This window comes from Lysinibacillus sp. FSL R7-0073, from assembly GCF_038009065.1.
Taxonomy (GTDB): Bacteria; Bacillota; Bacilli; order Bacillales_A; family Planococcaceae; genus Lysinibacillus; species Lysinibacillus fusiformis.
Map to the genome: position 1 here is coordinate 1,610,133 of NZ_JBBPAS010000001.1, position 18,206 is coordinate 1,628,338.

14 protein-coding genes are annotated in these 18,206 nt (G+C 38.7%); 12 read left to right on the top strand and 2 right to left on the bottom strand.

Translation table 11 applies throughout. The annotated features are described in order from the left end of the window. From fdrA to MKY88_RS07685, 6 genes are all read left to right on the top strand, one after another. On the top strand, window positions 1-1,554 hold the full coding sequence (gene fdrA, locus MKY88_RS07660) for an acyl-CoA synthetase FdrA (protein WP_328202317.1): 1,554 nt from the start codon (window positions 1-3) through the stop codon (window positions 1,552-1,554). Then, a complete protein-coding gene (locus tag MKY88_RS07665; RefSeq protein WP_340813312.1) occupies window positions 1,547-2,974 on the top strand; it encodes a YlbE family protein in 1,428 nt (475 codons plus the stop codon). The genes fdrA and MKY88_RS07665 overlap by 8 nt, the downstream gene beginning before the upstream one ends. A gap of 31 nt (window positions 2,975-3,005) precedes the next feature. Further along, on the top strand, window positions 3,006-4,484 hold the full coding sequence (locus MKY88_RS07670) for a cytosine permease (RefSeq protein WP_340813313.1): 1,479 nt from the start codon (window positions 3,006-3,008) through the stop codon (window positions 4,482-4,484). A 2-nt stretch (window positions 4,485-4,486) separates the two neighbouring features. Continuing rightward, the gene (arcC, locus tag MKY88_RS07675; RefSeq protein ID WP_340813315.1) at window positions 4,487-5,437 is read left to right on the top strand and encodes a carbamate kinase; all 951 of its coding nucleotides are present in this window, start codon (window positions 4,487-4,489) and stop codon (window positions 5,435-5,437) included. Between the two features lie 18 nt (window positions 5,438-5,455). Next, window positions 5,456-5,914: a nucleoside deaminase gene (locus MKY88_RS07680; RefSeq protein WP_340813318.1), complete on the top strand. Its 459-nt coding sequence runs from the start codon at window positions 5,456-5,458 to the stop codon at window positions 5,912-5,914. A 166-nt stretch (window positions 5,915-6,080) separates the two neighbouring features. Next, window positions 6,081-7,316, top strand: coding sequence for a Zn-dependent hydrolase (locus tag MKY88_RS07685; protein ID WP_328202307.1), 1,236 nt, complete (start codon window positions 6,081-6,083; stop codon window positions 7,314-7,316). 257 nt (window positions 7,317-7,573) lie between these two features. Here the strand turns inward: MKY88_RS07685 and MKY88_RS07690 are convergent, their stop codons facing one another. Continuing rightward, window positions 7,574-8,746 (bottom strand): MFS transporter, encoded by a 1,173-nt coding sequence (locus MKY88_RS07690; protein ID WP_340813321.1) that lies wholly within the window; start codon window positions 8,744-8,746, stop codon window positions 7,574-7,576. A gap of 127 nt (window positions 8,747-8,873) precedes the next feature. Here MKY88_RS07690 and MKY88_RS07695 point away from each other — a divergent pair, with 127 nt between their 5' ends. Together MKY88_RS07695 and MKY88_RS07700 are read left to right on the top strand one after the other, a co-directional pair. Continuing rightward, entirely contained in the window at window positions 8,874-9,758 is an 885-nt protein-coding gene (locus MKY88_RS07695) for a LysR family transcriptional regulator (RefSeq protein WP_328202304.1), read from the top strand. Between the two features lie 178 nt (window positions 9,759-9,936). Next, on the top strand, window positions 9,937-11,184 hold the full coding sequence (locus tag MKY88_RS07700; protein ID WP_340813323.1) for an MFS transporter: 1,248 nt from the start codon (window positions 9,937-9,939) through the stop codon (window positions 11,182-11,184). A gap of 51 nt (window positions 11,185-11,235) precedes the next feature. Here MKY88_RS07700 and MKY88_RS07705 read toward each other — a convergent pair whose 3' ends face one another. Beyond that, window positions 11,236-13,089, bottom strand: coding sequence for a multicopper oxidase family protein (locus MKY88_RS07705; protein ID WP_340813324.1), 1,854 nt, complete (start codon window positions 13,087-13,089; stop codon window positions 11,236-11,238). 288 nt (window positions 13,090-13,377) lie between these two features. Here MKY88_RS07705 and MKY88_RS07710 point away from each other — a divergent pair, with 288 nt between their 5' ends. The 4 genes from MKY88_RS07710 to asnS all read left to right on the top strand — a co-directional run bounded on the left by MKY88_RS07710 (window position 13,378) and on the right by asnS (window position 18,159). After that, window positions 13,378-14,802: a tetratricopeptide repeat-containing diguanylate cyclase gene (locus tag MKY88_RS07710; RefSeq protein ID WP_340813325.1), complete on the top strand. Its 1,425-nt coding sequence runs from the start codon at window positions 13,378-13,380 to the stop codon at window positions 14,800-14,802. 340 nt (window positions 14,803-15,142) lie between these two features. Further along, entirely contained in the window at window positions 15,143-15,625 is a 483-nt protein-coding gene (locus MKY88_RS07715) for a cell wall elongation regulator TseB-like domain-containing protein (RefSeq protein WP_069480753.1), read from the top strand. Between the two features lie 16 nt (window positions 15,626-15,641). Next, window positions 15,642-16,835 (top strand): pyridoxal phosphate-dependent aminotransferase, encoded by a 1,194-nt coding sequence (locus tag MKY88_RS07720; RefSeq protein ID WP_069480754.1) that lies wholly within the window; start codon window positions 15,642-15,644, stop codon window positions 16,833-16,835. Window positions 16,836-16,863: 28 nt separating this feature from the next. After that, window positions 16,864-18,159 carry an asparagine--tRNA ligase gene (gene asnS / locus MKY88_RS07725; protein WP_193831441.1) on the top strand — a complete coding sequence of 432 codons (1,296 nt, stop codon included), beginning with the start codon at window positions 16,864-16,866 and terminating at the stop codon, window positions 18,157-18,159. Window positions 18,160-18,206: the final 47 nt, after the last annotated feature.

An 18,206-nucleotide genomic window follows, 5' to 3' on the forward strand; every position in this document is an offset into this window, starting at 1 on the left:
ATGAGTATTAAAGTCGTAATTAAGCGAAACACATATTTTGATTCAGTATCATTGATGTCACTTTCAACAAAAGCGAATCAAATTGAAGGCGTTGAGCAAGCCATTATTGGTATGGGTACAGAAATGAACAAGGGAGTCATTCGCAACGTTGGTTTAATGACTCCTGAAGTAGAGGAAGCAACAGCAGGGGACTTGATGATTATTGTGAAAACTGCTAATGCGGATGAAACAGAAAGCGCTTACTTAGCAGTGGAAGAATTATTTACAAATAAAAATTCAGCACAAGCAAAAAGCGATATTAAATACGCAACGATTGATTCAGCTGCACAAGGTATCCCAGATGCAAACTTTGCTGTCATTTCTGTGAATGGTGCTTTTGCTGTTCGTGAAGCACGGAAGGCTCTTGAGAATGACTTACATGTTATGTTATTCAGCGATAATGTAAGCGTGGAAGACGAAGTGGAATTAAAAACATTAGCACATGACAAAGGCTTATTAATGATGGGTCCAGACTGTGGTACAGCAATCATTAGTAATATAGGACTTGCCTTTGCAAACGCTGTAAGAAAAGGCAGTATCGGTATTGTTGCAGCATCTGGTACTGGTAGCCAAGAGGTGAGCGTTCGTATACATGACTTCGGTGGTGGGATTACTCAACTTATCGGTACAGGTGGCCGTGATTTAAGTAAAGAAGTAGGCGGAATTATGATGCTAGATGGTATCCAAGCTCTTGATGCCGATGAAGCGACAAAAGTAATCGTCCTAGTATCAAAGCCGCCTGAAGCAAGCGTGGAGAAAAAAGTATTAGCACAAATTAAAGAGTGTAGCAAGCCTGTTGTTGTTTACTTTATCGGTGGTAATGAAGAAGCAGTAGTAGCAGCTGGTGGACATTTCGCTAAAACGTCTAAAGAAGCAGCGTTAAAAGCAGTATTACTTGCTGGTATTGATGAAGCAGGCATTAACAAACGTGCACTGAACCTTCCATTAATTGAAGAGGTTCGTGCTAAATTATCGCCAGAGCAAAAATATATCCGAGGATTATTCTGTGGTGGAACGCTTTGTGATGAATCTATGTATCTAGCAATGGAAAAATTCGATCATGTATATAGTAATATCCAAAAAAATCCTGATTTTCTATTAAAAGATATTAATGTGAGCCAGGAACATACTTTCATAGACTTTGGGGATGATGACTTTACTAACGGTAAACCGCACCCAATGATTGACCCATCTTCTCGTATTGAGCGTTTTTTACAAGAAGCAAAAGATCCATCAGTTGGTGTCATTGTAATGGACTTCGTTTTAGGCTTTGGTTCACATGAAGACCCAGTTGGTGTTATGCTGCCTGCTATTACTGAGGCTAAACAATTGGCTGAAAAAGAAGGTAGACACTTAGAGATTATTGGATATGTGCTAGGAACAGATTTAGATAAACCAAGTTTAGAAGATCAAGTGAAAAAATTAGTCGATGCAGGTGTGACACATGCAAGCAGCAGTACAAATGCGGGCTTACTTGCTAGAGAAATGGTTTTGAAAGGAGATTATCATGAGTAAGATTAATGAACTTTTTACAAGTAAAATTAACGTAATTAACGTAGGTATTGAACTTTTTAACAATGATATATTAGCGCAAAATGCGAGTGCTACACATCTAGCATGGTCACCACCAGGTGGAGGGAAACCGGCAATAATCGAGGCACTAAACAAAATCGATAAAGCTGAATTGGCTGAAAAAATTGAAACAGCAAACCGTCTTGCAGTCGAAAAAATTGTTAACTCTCAACCGGTTCTGATTGGTTTCGATCAAGCGATTAATGTAGTACCAGGCATGACGAAGAAAACAATTTTACACGCTGGCCCACCAATTACATGGGAAAACATGAATGGTCCAATGAAAGGTGCCGTTATGGGAGCTCTCATTTTCGAAGGCTTAGCAAATGACCTTGAGGAAGCGGCGAAAGTTGCAGCATCAGGAGAGGTTACATTCTCACCATGTCATGAACATAACTCTGTAGGATCTATGGCTGGTGTTACATCTGCCTCCATGTTTGTGCACATTGTTGAAAATAAAACATACGGTAATCGTGCATTTACAAACTTAAGTGAGCAGATGGCTAAAGTTTTACGTATGGGTGCAAACGATGACAGTGTTATTGATCGTTTAGTATGGATGCGTGATGTTTTAGGACCAATTTTACGTGACGCTATGAAGCTCAATAAAGAGGGTATCGACCTTCGTTTAATGCTAGCACAAGCACTTCATATGGGTGATGAGTGTCATAACCGTAACAATGCAGGTACTGCTTTACTCATTCAAGCTTTAACACCTTATATTTTAGAAACAGATTACCCTGTTGAACAGAAACGTGAAGTATTTAATTTTGTAGCAAGTAGTGAGTATTTCTCAGGGCCTACGTGGATGGCTTGTTGTAAATGTGCATTAGATGCTGCACATGGTATTGAGCACAGTACGGTTGTGACAACAATGGCACGTAACGGTGTAGAATTTGGTATTCGTATTAGTGGAATGGCGGGTAACACATGGTTCACGGGCCCTGCACAACAAGTTATCGGGCCAATGTTTGCTGGGTATAAGCCAGAAGATTCAGGTCTAGACATTGGAGATAGTGCTATTACAGAAACATACGGTATTGGTGGTTTCGCTATGGCTACTGCACCAGCAATCGTTGCCCTAGTAGGCGGAACAGTGGATGAAGCAATTGGTTATTCACGTCAAATGAAAGAAATTACGACAACTGAAAACCAAAACATTACTATTCCATTATTAAACTTCATGGGAATTGCTACTGGTATTGATATCCGTAAAGTAATTCAAACTGGTATTCTTCCAATTATTAATACAGCAATTGCACACAAAGACGCTGGAATTGGTATGATTGGTGCCGGTATTACTCACCCTCCAATGGAAGCTTTTGAGAAAGCATTAATCACAATTAGTGAGAAGTGGGCTTAAGCCCACTTCCTATAAGTAGGAGGAGCTTTAGATGGAACATGCAAAAATTGAACAGTCCTATCAAGACTATAGAGCACTAGGCTATTCGGAAGAACTATTACCAAAAGGTCCTCTGGAAAGAGACTGGGGGATCTTTAACTACATCACAGTTTGGATGGGCGCAGTTCACAATATTATGTCTTATATGACAGTTGCAGGATTTTTTATCTTGGGATTATCTGTTAATCAAGTTTTCTTAGCCATTATGCTATCAGCAGTGATCGTTTCTGCAGGCTACGCCTTAAATGGATATGCTGCCTCTAAATATGGTATACCATTCGCAATATTACTGAGAGATGCCTTCGGAGTAAAGGGTTCCATTATTCCAGCCTTATGTCGTGGATTAATTGCAGGGGTTGTTTTCTTTGGTACAACCACAGTGGTAGGGGCTCAATCTCTAAATGTTTTATTCGCTAGATTCATTCCGAACTATATGTCTATTGGTGGGGACTTCACTCTTTTTGGCTTAGATGTTCCGACAATGATTTCTTATAGTATTTTATGGATAGTTACAGTGTTACTATTTTTGGGCGGCATGGATATGCTCACTGTTTTTGGTAAATATTCATCACCAATCGTTTATATCTTCATCATTGGAGCAGCGATTTGGGCGATCAATATTGCTGGTGGTATTGGTCCAATTTTAGATTACACACCTGCAACAAAAATGGAAAGTCCATTAGTATTTATTGCTTGTGTGAGCGCATTGGTATCTAATTGGGCAGGTCCAATCGTTAATATTGCAGACTTTACAAATAGAGCTAAATCACCAAAAGCTATGGTCTATGGTTTATCTATTGGTATGATCGGTTCGTATCTACTATTTGCCATCACTTGTATTAGTTTAATAGCGGGGACAGAAATTGCATTCGGACAACCAATTTTTAATATTGTCGATGCAATCGATAAAATCCAAAATCCATTTTCTGTTATTGTATTAATTTTAGCATTAAATGTTGGGGCAACTGCATTTGTCGTATTCGGTAATTTACTACCATCTGGATTACAAATGACAACGTTATTTCCTAAAGTATTTACTGTAAAAACAGCAGGAATTTTAACAGCCATTGTTGGAACAATGATTTTGCCTTGGAAACTAGTTTCTAGTACAGAAACTTTATTCTTCTTCTATAGTTTTATTGGCTCTATGTTTGGCCCAATCGCAGGTATTATGTTGTCTAGTTTTTATATCGAACGTAAACGTCGTATTGAGTTATCTACAATTTATGTGAAAGACGGTAACAATGGGGCTTATAAATCTGGCTATAACATCGTAGCATGTGTCGTGCTATTGATTAGTTTTATGCTACCAATGTCAGGTGCTTTCCTTAAAGGTGTGCCTTTCCTAGTGAAGCTAAATGACTTTGCCTTCTTTAGCGGACTAATCGTGTCGTTCATTTTATATACAGTGTTATATCGATTTAATAACCAGAAAATTCAAAATAATGCGGAAAATGAAGTAGGGGTGTAGTTGTGAGTAAATTAGTAATTGTAGCAATCGGAGGCAACTCGTTAGTAAAAGATAGCGGCAGTGAATCTATTCAAAGCCAGCAGGAAGCTGTTGCTCAAACTGTCGAACATATAGCAGATATGATTCAAGAAGGCTATAAAGTGGTTGTCACTCATGGCAATGGGCCTCAAGTAGGTTTTACGCTACAAAGAAGTGAAATTGCTAATGAAATATCTGGCATGCCAGCGGTTCCTTTAGTGAACTGTGTTGCCGATACACAAGGCGGAATTGGATATTTAATTCAACAAGCCCTAATAAATGAACTGGCGAAGCGTCAAATTAATAAAAAGGTAGTCAGTGTGATTACACAAGTGGAAATCAATGAAAATGATCCGAACTTTGTCAATCCTACTAAGCCAGTAGGTTCATTCTTTACGAAAGAACAAGCGGATGCTATGTTAGTGGAACATCCAGATTGGAAAATGATAGAAGATTCTGGGCGCGGATATCGTCGTGTGGTACCTTCACCACTACCAATCGATATTGTAGAAAAAGATGCAATCAAATCACTTATTGACAATGATTATGTAGTCATCGCAGTAGGTGGGGGTGGTATCCCAGTAATTAGAAAAGAAAACAATATTTACAAAGGTGTAGATGCTGTTATTGACAAAGACTTTGCAACAAGTCTGTTAGCAGCTCAAGTAAATGCAGATTCATTAATTATTACAACGGGCGTTCCACGTGTATTCATTAACTTTGGGAAGCCAGAACAACAAGCACTTGAAGAAATTACGATTGAAGAAACAAAGAAACATGTTTTAGACAATCAATTCCCACCAGGAAGTATGCTACCAAAAATCGAAGCAAGTTTGAGCTTCTTAGAAAATGGTGGTCACCGAGTTATTATTACAAATCCTGAGAGTCTAAAAGAGGCAATCAATAATCAAGCGGGTACTCATATTATTAATTAACATAGGGGGAGTCACGGTATGGATTATATTCAATTAGCAGTTGACAAAACGAAAGACGGTATCGACCAAAATATTGGTGGACCTTTTGGTGCAACGATTGTAAAAGGTGATGAAATCATCGCTGTTGTAGGAAATACGATGATGCGTGATACAGACATAACTGCACATGCAGAAATAGTAGCCATTCGCGAAGCTTCTAAAAAGCTTGGCACAATGGATTTATCGGATTGTGTAATCTATGCAACATGCGAACCATGTCCAATGTGTGTTTCAGCAATTATTTGGTCAGGTATAAAAGAAGTGCATTATTGCAATACAGCAGAAGATGCTCATGTACATGGCTTCTCTGATATGCATATACGTGATTACTTAACAGGTAAAGATACAAGTGTGTTAAACATGCATAAAATGGAGACGCCAGAAGAATGTGATGCACTATTCCATCATTCCCATAACAAAATGGCTAATAGCAAATAATAGCCTATGATCAAGACATTAGAGTAGGGATCTCGTTATCGAGAATCCCTTTTCTAATTTTCATTTAATAAGATATGAAATAATTGGTACAATTAAAAAAGATACAGGGCATGAGCAAATTTGGTTTGATTTTCATCTTCGTAATTCTTAAGAAGGAGTTGTTTACATGGTTGACAAAGAACGTTATCAACAATTACTAAATAAAATGAATCAATATAATTCAGGTGAGAAAGGAATTACGAGAGTTGCCTATACAAATGAAGAGCAGGCTTGTTTACATGCCTTCATTCGTTTATGTAAAGATGAACATCTTCAAATTCATATTGATCAATGTGGAAATCTTATTGCTCGAAGAGAGGGTAAAGTACCAGGAGTACAGCCTGTAGTCATGGGCTCTCATTTAGATACAGTCTATCAAGGTGGAAAGTATGATGGTGTTGTTGGCGTAACGGCAGCCCTAGAAGTAATCAAACGATTAAATGAGAAATCAATCGTGACCAAGCATCCAATAGAAATTATTGCATTTGCCTGTGAGGAGTCTTCTCGATTTGGTGTATCAACGGTCGGAAGTAAAGCAATGGCAGGGCTTATAGATAAAGAAAAATATCGTCATCTTGTAGATCGAGATGGCATTTCGATGGAAGAGGCCTTTGCACATTGTGGACTGGATTTTAGTAGTGTAGATCAGGCAAATAGAGTAGGGGAAGGTTTCCATGCCTTTTTTGAGTTACATATTGAGCAAGGTCCTATGCTTATTAGCTATGAGAAAAAAATTGGAATTGTGACGGGGGTGGCAGCACCAGTCCGTTTATTAATGACATTAAATGGGAAAGCTTCCCATTCAGGTACAACACCGATGAATATGAGGAAGGACGCACTTTTAGGAGCATCAGAATTGGCATTAGAATTGGAAAAAGCAGCGATAGCCGAGCAAGAGTTTGGAACAGTGGCAACAGTAGGTATTTTAGACGTTGTTGCAGGGTCTATGAACGTAGTCCCAGGACAAGTGGAGCTGACAGTCGACATTCGCTCCTCCTCAGTACAATCAAGGGATCGAGTTCTTCAGCATTTCTATACTGCCATCGCAAATGTTCAACAAAAGCGAATGCTTGCTATTGACTATAAGGTCATTAGCTCGGAGGAGCCTGTCCTACTTTCTCCAAGTCTAATGAAAGAGTTGGAAAGTATTTGTTTAGAAAGAAACCTCTCCTATCAATATATGCAAAGTGGTGCTGGACACGATTCAATGAATATGACTAGACTCGGACCAGTCGGCCTTATTTTTATCCCATCAGTGGACGGCTTAAGTCACCATCCTGATGAACATACAGACCTTGAAGATATTTTATTAGGCATAGATGTTTTAGAAGAAGCGGTTTTAAGATCCGCCATAGTTATCTAGCATTATACGTGACAATGAATAGGGGTTTTTTACAATAGTGGGAGTATAGTTTGTCGTGCAGGTATGTAATACTTAATTACCCTCCGAAGCAGATGCATGTATGGTGACAGCTAATCGTCCAGTAGAAACTCCGGTAAAAGAATGAATACTAAAGCGACGCTCCTTAAAATGACTGGACAAGATTCTTGGAATGAAGAAATTGAGTACATCCGAAGAAAGACGACTGTTGATTATGTAGTCGTCTTTTTCGTATGATTTTAATGGGTAGCATGAGGCTTCTGATTACCAATTATTAATTGGATGATGATCATGACGATCACGATGATCATCATGCCAATAATGGCAGCTGTAAAGTTCCCTGTGTAATCTCTTACAAGGCCCACAAATAGGGGACCGAGAGCAGCAAATACGAAGCCGACAGATTGGGTCATAGCGGCTAAGAAACTTGCTTCTTGGATATCTTCAGCTTCATCTATTGGTAAAGTTAATCCTAATGAGAATAAGCCGCCTGCCCCAATGCCGATAAGGACACTGCTTAGCCAAGGGTTAATGGTAAATAGTAGCATCAATAAACCGATTAATTCAAGTGATGAACAAGCTACTAGCCAAACAGCTCGATGCTGGAAGCGGTTATTTAAAATAGGGACTAAAAACGTTGCGGGCATTTGGGCAACCGTTAATAGGGTGAGCATCATTCCGGCATCATGTTTGCTATAGCCCATATGTTCAGCTATTGGCGGTAACCAGGCCATAATCGTATAAAACATGAAGGCCATTAAACCAAAAAAACCTGTTAATAACCAAGCTTTTTCACTTGTTAAAATTTTCTTGATAGGGAATATTTTTTTATTACCTGTAGTATTTGCTTGGTGTGCTTTTCGCTCGAGAGGCTTCCACCAAAAAAATAGAGCGATGATGGCAAGTAAAGCCCAGGATGCTGCAGAGGTTTGCCAAGAATGAAAAATAGTGCTTAATGGGATGGAAAGACCTGAACCTAAGGCAGCCCCTACAACTAAAGCGAGTGAATAAATACCAACTATACGAGAAGGATTTGCAAACTTTGCTTTAATAAAACCTGATAGTAATGGACCAACAATGGCAATGCCTATTCCCGCAAATAGAGCTGTAACATGCATGACCCAGGGAGAGTAAGCAAAGTACCTTGTAGCGGTTGCAAGCCCAATTAATATGAGGGAGTAGGCTATTGCTCGTTCAATACTCCAACGATTGGCGAGCTTGAGCGCGATCGGTGCAAATAACCCCATACATAAGACAGCTAATGATGTCAATAAACTGGCACTTGCCGCACTCATATGCAATGATTCTCGGATAGTGCCTAACAAAGGTGAAACGGAAGTAATTACAGGTCTTAAATTTAAAGAAGCCAAAACAATGGCAATTATAGGTAGTACCGTTTGCTTCATTTTCATGTTTGATCAACTCCGTAAATTTGAATAAATAAATCCTAAGTTGAAGTCTATAGCAATCTAAATGATTGGACAATACTATTATTGCTATTACAATGATAGATACAAACTATGATTGGTTGTGATTCATATGGAAATACGTCATCTACATTATTTTATGGCAGTCTGTGAGGAGCTACATTTTACAAAAGCGGCTGAAAAGCTGGGCATTTCTCAACCAACGTTAAGCCAGCAAATACGGGTGCTTGAGGATGAGCTAGGAATGCCGCTATTTGATCGAATTGGCAAAAAAATAGTGGTTACGGAGGCTGGTGCCTTATTGTTTACCTATGCTACTGCTATGCTTAATACACTACAAAATGTCAAAAATGCTATTAAAGATTTACAAGAGGTTCAAGGTGGTCAAATAAGTGTTGGTATTATGCCATCTGATTTAGATTATCGAATTACACAACTTGTCATTGATTTTCATCAAAAATTTCCTAAGGTAAAGCTTACAATCCTTGCTTCTATCGATATCATGAGGCAAGTTCTTGAAAATGAAGTGGATATAGGAATTGGGACGAATGTTGAGCCCCATGATCGCTTAGTCATTATTCCTTTACGAAAGGAGGAGTATGTTGTAACGGTTTCAAAGGAACATCCATTGGCGCATCGAGAAGGGGTCACTATTGCTGAATTAAAAGATCTTCCAATGGTCATGTATCCTGAAGGATTTTTAGGAAGAGAAATAGTTGAGGAGACAGTGAAAAAACATGGTTTCCAGCTCCATACTATTCTTGAAACAAGCTCCGTTACGTCAATTATGAATCTAGTACGCGCGAATATAGGAGCTACGGTGCAGCCCTATCCATTGGTTCAGCAAATGAATGATTCGGATTTACGTATCATTCGTATATCAGATGATATTCCTAGTCGAAGTTTGTCAATTATCTACCGAGTGGACCGCTATGTAAGTCACGCCACCACAGCTTTTATAGAACAAATAAAAGCATATTTAAAAGAAGAATTTTGAAAAATCCGTAAAAATAAGTTCCTTTTTTTGGAGAGTTCTCATATACTAATTATAAACCGACAGTCGGTCTAAAAATGTGGTATAAGTTTTAGTCACAACTAACACCTAAACTTATCGCTACATTTTTTTTATACAAAAATAATGATCGACAGTCGGTCTATTAGGGAGGAGTTATTACATGGAAACATTCGTAAAGGAAAAAGGATTTTCAAAGGATTTTAAAATACTTGTATTTGGGCAGATTATTTCTATTTTGGGTTCTGCCTTATTAAGGTTTGCGCTATCGCTTTTTGTTTTAGATATGACGGGAAGGGCCGATCTTTTTGCCGTGCTATTTGCTATTTCAAGCATACCTATTCTTCTTACGCCATTCGGTGGTGCCCTTGCCGATCGTTTTAATCGACGGCATTTAATGGTGTTATTTGATGTCATTAATAGTGTCATTGTTTTGATATTCTATCTCACATTGTGGACTGAATATCATTCAGTGTTAGGGATAGGCGTAGTTATGGTGCTCCTTTCCATTATTAGCGCTATGTATTCACCTGCAGTCATGGCTAGTATTCCGTTATTAGTAAGAGAACAACACCTTGAGCAGGCAAATGGAATCGTGAATGGGGTGCAGGCTTTGGCCGGTGTTGCTGCACCGGTACTAGGTGGAATTCTTTATGGATTACTAGGCATCAAAATTCTGGTCCTTGTAAGTGGTCTATTATTTTTCGCTACAGCCATCGTAGAAATGTATATGACCATTCCATTTGTGAAACGAGATGATGATGGACAATTAAACATGACGTTATTCAAGGATATAAAGGAGGGGTTTACATATGTTGTGAAGCAATCTTTTATTTTGAAATGCACGGTACTGGCCGCCTTATTAAATTTATTATTTACACCGCTCTTTATCGTAGGAGTACCCATCGTCCTTCGTGTCACGTTAGAAGTAAGTGATTCGATGTACGGAATAGGGATGGGCATTATTGATTTTGCAACCATACTTGGTGCATTAACGATGGGCTATTTCGCTAAAAAGCTCCAAATTAACAGGCTATATATTTGGGTATTGGTGACTGCTTTTTTAGTGATTCCTATGGCTATTGCTGTCATTCAGCCCATGCTTCAAATAGGCTATTATGCTTCATACTTATTATTTACCGGTTGTGCGCTTGTGATGGCGATGATGATGACGATCATTTCAATATACGTAATGACACTTGTGCAAAAGGAAACACCCAATGAAAATTTAGGAAAGGTCATGGCGATCATGATGGCTGTTTCACAATGCATGGCACCACTTGGGCAAATGGGCTATGGACTGTTGTTCGAGACCTTTCGCGCCAACATCTTTATACCCATTTTAATGATTTGTGTTATGATGCTGCTTTTGGCGCTACTCACGCATAGATTATGGCGTATACATGCTTGAACACAAAAAAACTACCACTTAAACGGTAGTTTTCTTTGTGTGATTGGCTTGCTAAAATCTTCTAGGTCTACGGGGTCTAGATCTAATTGTACCAGTGCGTGTGGACGTAGTTGGGAAAAGCAGGATGGGCCTGTGTTGATCATTATTTCCGATATGTGTAGATTCCTCTGCTAGTGATTCCACAATTTCTTCTTCCTCTGTGAAAGGAATTTGAGAAGCATTTAATAATGGTGCGGGTGACTCATTATGATGTGTTGTGCTGGTAGTATTTTCCATAGGTGTAGAAGTCGTTGTAGTAGTAGTAACCTCATGATGGGTTGGTTGTTCTATTTCAGCATGTGGCTGTTGAACAGCGTGGACATCCTTCATAACAAGAATAGGTCGCATCATATCATGGTCCTCGTGCTCAAGGAAGTGACAATGCCACATGTAATTCCCCACATGATCCTTCCAATGCATAATAATTTTCGTCACTTTGCCAGCATCCACTTTCACCGTATCCTTCCAACCACGTTCATAGTCCCGAGGTTCCTCTGGTGGTCCTGTAAATGATACGATTCCTTCATTTTGATAGAGTTCTAAATCAAATGGCCGACGTTCAAGAATTTTAAATTGAATGAGATGCAGATGAATAGGATGAATAAAAGGCGTAGTATTAATAAAACTCCAAACTTCAATACTATCTAAGGAAGGTTTTTCTGTCGCTGGGTCATGATACATTCGGTTGTTCAATAACAGCATAGGTCTTCCAAATTCATCCGTTGTTGCTGTCAAAGGTAATTGTCTATCAATATGTGCATGATGTGGATGTAAATCCATTGTGACTGCCAGTCTCTCAGGAATTTCACTCGTATCCTCACATTTTAAGGGAAGTGATACTTTAAATTGCATAATGACGTTTGTATGCTCATCGATAAAATCTGTATCTGTGTTGAGTAAGGTAATTTCCTGTCCCTCACAAGCTGAAAAATCGATGATGATATCTGTTCGTTCAGCAGGTAGTAACTCCACAGATTGGATTGCTTGAGGTGCTGATAAAAAACCGCCATCTGTGCCTATTTGCATCATAGTCTGCTCATTTGACAAGCTGATGATATAGCCTCTTCGATTGGAGCCATTCAGGAACCGAAATCTATATTTACGAGGTTCAACATCTAAATATGGCCAAAGCTTTCCATTGACCACAATCGTATTACCTACGAAGCCGGGGGTAATCGATGGGTGTACAGTAACTGGAAATGGCGGTTCATCAGGATAAAATAACGAGCCATCCTCATTAAAAGATTTATCTTGGATTAAAATAGGATATTCGTATTCACCACATGGTAAATTGGAACGTTCCTCCAGAGCATCTCTAAGTAAATAGAAACCTGCCAAGCCTGCATAGACATTTAAACGTGTTAAAGCCATGGCATGGTCATGGTACCACATTGTAGTACCAGGCTGGTGGTTCGTATATTCATGAATTTCTTTATTGAATTTTGGACCAGTATGTCGATAATCTCTTGTGTACCATGCTTCTGGATGACCGTCGCTCTCCCAATCCACGTTAGCTCCATGTAAGTGAGTGACGGTTCTTACCTCTTGGGAATCGTTGGCGGCATGAAGTGTAAAATCCACTGGTAAAAAGTGCTGTAATGGTAATTGATTTTTATATTTAACGTAAATCGGTTTATCTTTCGTCGCTTCTATAGTTGGTCCTGGATAAAGGCCGTTGTACCCCCATATTAATGTATTAGGAAAATGCTTGTGAAAACGATGCTCGCCCTCCATCATGATCAGTTCGTAATAATCATGTTTTTTTTGACCCCTACAGTACTTTGGTTTTGCTGTTACTGGCTTCTGTAGAGCATCTACAAATTTTGGAATGGTAGCTGGATCAGAAGGGTTAATTGGTAAACTCAAAACATCACATCCCTTTTCAATTACTTAACATGCCTAGTTATCACATCATATGGGTAAAAACAACAGTTGACTGGGACAAAAATGGAGAAAAATGTGTAAAGGTATAAAAATTTAATGGAGGGGGAAAACAATAGGGCATTATAAAGCAGTCTTACAAAAGTTTTTTGAAATCGAGGTAATAGTTGGTATATTGCTAAAAAGTCGGACGAAGTGAATAAATATGTCTTATAATTGTTACAGCAAGAAATGAAAGTGGATTAAATAGGGGCTTGGAAAAGTGGTGAGACAGTGGTGTTAACATTAGAGGAATTAAATAAGACAATCATGGAAATGCGCATAAAGGGGTATTTAACAGATGCGCTGAAACTGGCAGATCAAGGTCTTTTAGTAGCTTTAGAGGATAATAACTATGCGTATGTATTGGATTTGTACTATCAGAAAATTTTAGTACATCATTCTTTGGGTGATACTCTAGCCATTGTCAGCCTTATTTTCGATTATGAGGCTATTTGTGAAAAGTATGGTACTAGCAAAGATTTGATGCAGTATTATTTGGTCATGTCATTAATCTACGATATGGTAGGAATCCGTGAAAAAACAGCAGAGATGACGAAAAAGTCAATTGCTTATGCTCAAGAATTACAAGATATTATGATGCTTGTTCGTTGTCACAATAATTTATGTTATATAGAGGTAGAAAAGGGCTGTACGAAGGAAGCCCTTCAAGCAGGTTTGTTAGCAAGAGAATACAATAAAACGCTATATGAGACACAACCAGATTTAGCAAGATTATTAGATATTCGCATTAATAATAATTTAGCAGATGTGTATATTTTAGAAGGGGATTTTGTGGCAGGGAAGGCATTGCTTGATGACTCATTGACCTCTAGCATAATTTCTCAACATAAACCTGAAAAAGTAGCAGCTTGGTTTGGCTATGGCTTTTTATATGAAAAACAGCACAAGCTTGAGGAAGCGGTGCACTATTATCAACAAGCAATAGAACTTGCCAAATCCTATGGTGATAAGCCCATTACAAAAAAAGTGATGCGCTTATTGTTAAATGTCCTGTACCAATTGAATTGGCGAGATGAAATTTTTGATGTCCAAAAAGAATATATAGATCTTTCAGAACAGATGAGCATTGATCATTTATTACAGCAAGTGTTGAATTTGGAATTTAAGCGTCAAAAAGAGAGATTAGAAAGAAAGGCACATTATGATCCATTAACAGGTGTCTTGAATCGACACTTTCTGGATCACGAGCTAGATGAATGGTTTCGTGCTGCCAAAATGGCGGAATCCTATGTATGTATTACAGTTCTTGATATTGATAATTTTAAACTATTTAACGATACGCATGGACATTTGTTTGGGGATAGGGTTTTACAGCTTTTAGCTAATGGTTTGAAGGAGTTTTTGCAGGAGGAAGACATAAAAATTATCCGTTATGGAGGGGATGAATTCATTGTCTGTATTCGCCACCCACAAAAGGATTTCATGAAAGCACTTGTCCAAAATACACACGCTCATTTGCTAACGTTAACATTAGAAAAAGACCAGAAAAGCTATCCTTTAAAGGTCAGTATGGGAGCTTGTATAAATGATCGAAAAAATTATCATTATAATGATTTATTTGGTCAAGCTGATCGTTGTTTGTATGAGGCAAAAGGTAAAGGCCGTGCCACCTATGTTATCTATGAACTATTATAATTTGAGTGATTCCTATTTACAGTGTTGAATAGGAATTTTTCTCTTGTTTCAGGGAATATTTTGACAGAAATTGAAGCGTCATCGCAGATTAGAACGAGGCAAAATGATACGGAATGAAATTTACTGTACCAATCATTTGAAAACGTTATTCTAGCAACGTACAATATATGAAATTAAGAAACACGACAGCACAAAATTGTTGTATAATGTTGTGGTATGAGGAAAGAAAGCAGGTTGACAAAATGGAAAGCAAAATGAATTGTTATGCAGTTAAAAAAACACACAAACATCCGCTATGTGTTGTGCCAAAAAAGCACGATGTGAAACAACAGGTGAATAGATGAAAAACTGGTTAATTTTCATTTCTGTCTTTATTGTTTCGTTGTCACTTGTCATTAGCATTTTAGTACTCTGGAAAGCCGAGGCTCCGTTCCGTTCAATTGAAGAGCAGGCTGAACAGTTGGCACTCGATGCCAAAGCCCTCGCAATTGTATCGGAGTCCTACACATATAATGGCAAACATTCGTATGTTACTGTGTTCGGGGTAGACGAATACGGTGATAAAAAGGCTGTCTTTGTTCCGACGAATCTAGACAAGGATTCCATTCAGGAAGTGTTATTAGAAGATGGCATTACGGAAAAGCAAGCATTATCGGTTTTTAAAAATGAAGGAAATGTACAAAAGGTCCTCCACATGAAATTGGGCTATGAGGAGCCGGGCGTTGTTTGGGAGATTACATACCTAAACGATCATGACAAACTCAACTATGTCTATATTATGTTTAAGGATGGCGACTGGTGGAAGCGCATTACGAATTTATAAGAGGAGTAGATCCCGGATGAAAAACTTATTAGCAACACGTGTAAAAACTTTAACACCATCTTCAACATTAGCTATTACTGCGAAAGCAAAAGCATTAAAAGAGCAAGGTATTGATGTCATTGGCCTTGGAGCTGGTGAACCAGACTTTAATACACCTCAAAACATTTTAAATGCTGCCATTGATTCAATGGAAAAGGGGTATACAAAATATACACCTGCTGGCGGACTTCCAGTGCTAAAAAAAGCTATTATTGATAAACTACAGCGCGATAATAACCTTACTTATCAGCCAAATGAAGTGATTGTTGGTGTAGGTGCAAAGCATATTTTATACACATTATTCCAAGTTATTTTAAACGAGGGTGATGAAGTTATTATTCCAATCCCTTATTGGGTGTCTTATCCTGAGCAAGTTAAATTAGCGGGCGGAGTACCTGTATATGTTGAAGGTACACGTGAACAAAACTATAAAATTACTGCTGATCAATTAAGAGCTGCTGTGACTGATAAAACAAAAGCGGTAATTATCAACTCACCTAGCAACCCATCTGGTATGATATATTCACGTGAAGAGCTTGCAGAACTTGCTGCAGTTGCAGAAGAAAAGGATATTTTAATCGTGTCAGATGAAATTTATGAGAAGCTTGTATACAATGGTATTGAGCATTTTTCAATTGCACAACTTTCTGATGCAGTGAAAGCACGTACAATCGTTGTAAATGGTGTAGCAAAATCTCACTCTATGACAGGCTGGCGTATTGGTTATGCTGCGGGTGATGCGGACATAGTTAAAGCAATGACTGACCTTGCATCACACTCAACATCTAATGCGACGACAACTGCACAATATGCAACTGTTGAGGCGTATAATGGACCACAGGACGCGGTAGAGGAAATGCGCCAAGCATTCGAATCTCGTCTTGAGGAAATTTACCCACAGTTAAGTGCAATTCCTGGCTTCCATGTATTAAAACCACAGGGTGCATTCTACTTATTACCAGATGTAGCAGAAGCAATGGCTCACACTGGCTATGATTCAGTAGACGCATTCGCTGCGGATATTTTAACAGAAGCAAATGTGGCTGTGATTCCAGGCTCTGGCTTTGGTGCACCAACTACTATGCGATTATCTTATGCTACATCTTTAGACTTACTAGAAGAGGCAGTCCGTCGTATTGATACATTTGTAAAATCAAAATGGCAAGACTAATCCCTCTAGACGACTTTGGAGGATTTCTATGAAAAAAATTATGATTAAAGATATGCCACAGCATATCGGTGAAACAGTCAAAATTGGCGCTTGGCTAGCTAACAAACGTTCAAGTGGTAAAATCGCCTTCTTACAACTTCGTGATGGCTCTGGCTTTGTTCAGGGTGTTGTCGTGAAAGAAGAAGTGGGCGAAGAAATTTTTGCAACAGCTAAAGGACTAACGCAAGAAACTTCTATGTATATTACAGGAGAGGTGAAAGCTGACGAACGTTCAAGCTTTGGCTGTGAGCTAGCTGTAACAGGAATTGAGGTTCTACATACAGCAACAGATTTTCCTATTACACCAAAGGAGCACGGTCCTGAATTTTTAATGGATAACCGTCATTTATGGTTACGTTCTCGTAAACAACATGCCATTATGAAAATCCGTAATGAAATCATTCGTGCAACTTATGAATTTTTTAACAACAATGGTTTTACAAAGATGGACCCACCAATTTTAACAGGATCTTCACCGGAAGGTACATCTGAGCTATTCCATACGAAATACTTTGATGAGGATGCATTCCTTTCTCAATCGGGGCAGCTTTATATGGAAGCGGCAGCTATGGCATTAGGAAAAGTATTTTCATTCGGTCCAACTTTCCGTGCTGAAAAATCTAAAACGCGTCGTCACTTAATCGAGTTCTGGATGATTGAGCCTGAGATGGCCTTTGTAGAGTTTGAAGAAAATCTAGAAGTACAGGAGCAATATGTAACGCATATTGTACAATCCGTTCTGGCTAACTGCAAATTAGAATTAGAGCGACTTGACCGTGATACATCGAAACTTGAAAATATTAAAGCGCCATTCCCTCGTATTTCATATGATGATGCGATCAAGCTTTTACATGAACAAGGTTTTGACGATATCGAGTGGGGTGACGATTTTGGGGCACCACATGAAACGGCTATTGCCAATTCATTCGACAAGCCAGTATTCATTACATGCTATCCAGTAGGCATTAAGCCATTCTATATGCAACCACATCCAGATCGCGATGACGTTGTATTATGTGCTGATTTAATCGCACCTGAAGGCTATGGTGAAATTATTGGTGGTTCTGAGCGTATCCATGACTATGATTTATTAAAATCTCGTCTTGAAGAACATAACCTATCATTAGATGCATATGCATGGTATTTAGAGCTTCGTAAACAAGGTTCTGTTCCACATTCAGGCTTCGGACTTGGATTAGAGCGAACTGTGGCATGGATTTCTGGCACAGAACATATTCGTGAAACAATTCCATTCCCACGTTTATTGAACCGCCTATATCCATAAGCAAATCAATTTAAAAGTCGCGTAGTGAAATATCTACGCGGCTTTTC

Excerpts from the sequence above, each read along its gene's own strand:
- fdrA (WP_328202317.1), top strand. The coding sequence starts at position 1 with ATGAGTATTAAAGTCGTAATTAAGCGAAACACATATTTTGATTCAGTA.
- MKY88_RS07665 (WP_340813312.1), top strand. The coding sequence starts at position 1,547 with ATGAGTAAGATTAATGAACTTTTTACAAGTAAAATTAACGTAATTAAC.
- MKY88_RS07670 (WP_340813313.1), top strand. The coding sequence starts at position 3,006 with ATGGAACATGCAAAAATTGAACAGTCCTATCAAGACTATAGAGCACTA.
- MKY88_RS07680 (WP_340813318.1), top strand. The coding sequence starts at position 5,456 with ATGGATTATATTCAATTAGCAGTTGACAAAACGAAAGACGGTATCGAC.
- MKY88_RS07685 (WP_328202307.1), top strand. The coding sequence starts at position 6,081 with ATGGTTGACAAAGAACGTTATCAACAATTACTAAATAAAATGAATCAA.
- MKY88_RS07690 (WP_340813321.1), bottom strand. The coding sequence starts at position 8,746 with ATGAAAATGAAGCAAACGGTACTACCTATAATTGCCATTGTTTTGGCT.
- MKY88_RS07695 (WP_328202304.1), top strand. The coding sequence starts at position 8,874 with ATGGAAATACGTCATCTACATTATTTTATGGCAGTCTGTGAGGAGCTA.
- MKY88_RS07700 (WP_340813323.1), top strand. The coding sequence starts at position 9,937 with ATGGAAACATTCGTAAAGGAAAAAGGATTTTCAAAGGATTTTAAAATA.
- MKY88_RS07715 (WP_069480753.1), top strand. The coding sequence starts at position 15,143 with ATGAAAAACTGGTTAATTTTCATTTCTGTCTTTATTGTTTCGTTGTCA.
- MKY88_RS07720 (WP_069480754.1), top strand. The coding sequence starts at position 15,642 with ATGAAAAACTTATTAGCAACACGTGTAAAAACTTTAACACCATCTTCA.
- asnS (WP_193831441.1), top strand. The coding sequence starts at position 16,864 with ATGAAAAAAATTATGATTAAAGATATGCCACAGCATATCGGTGAAACA.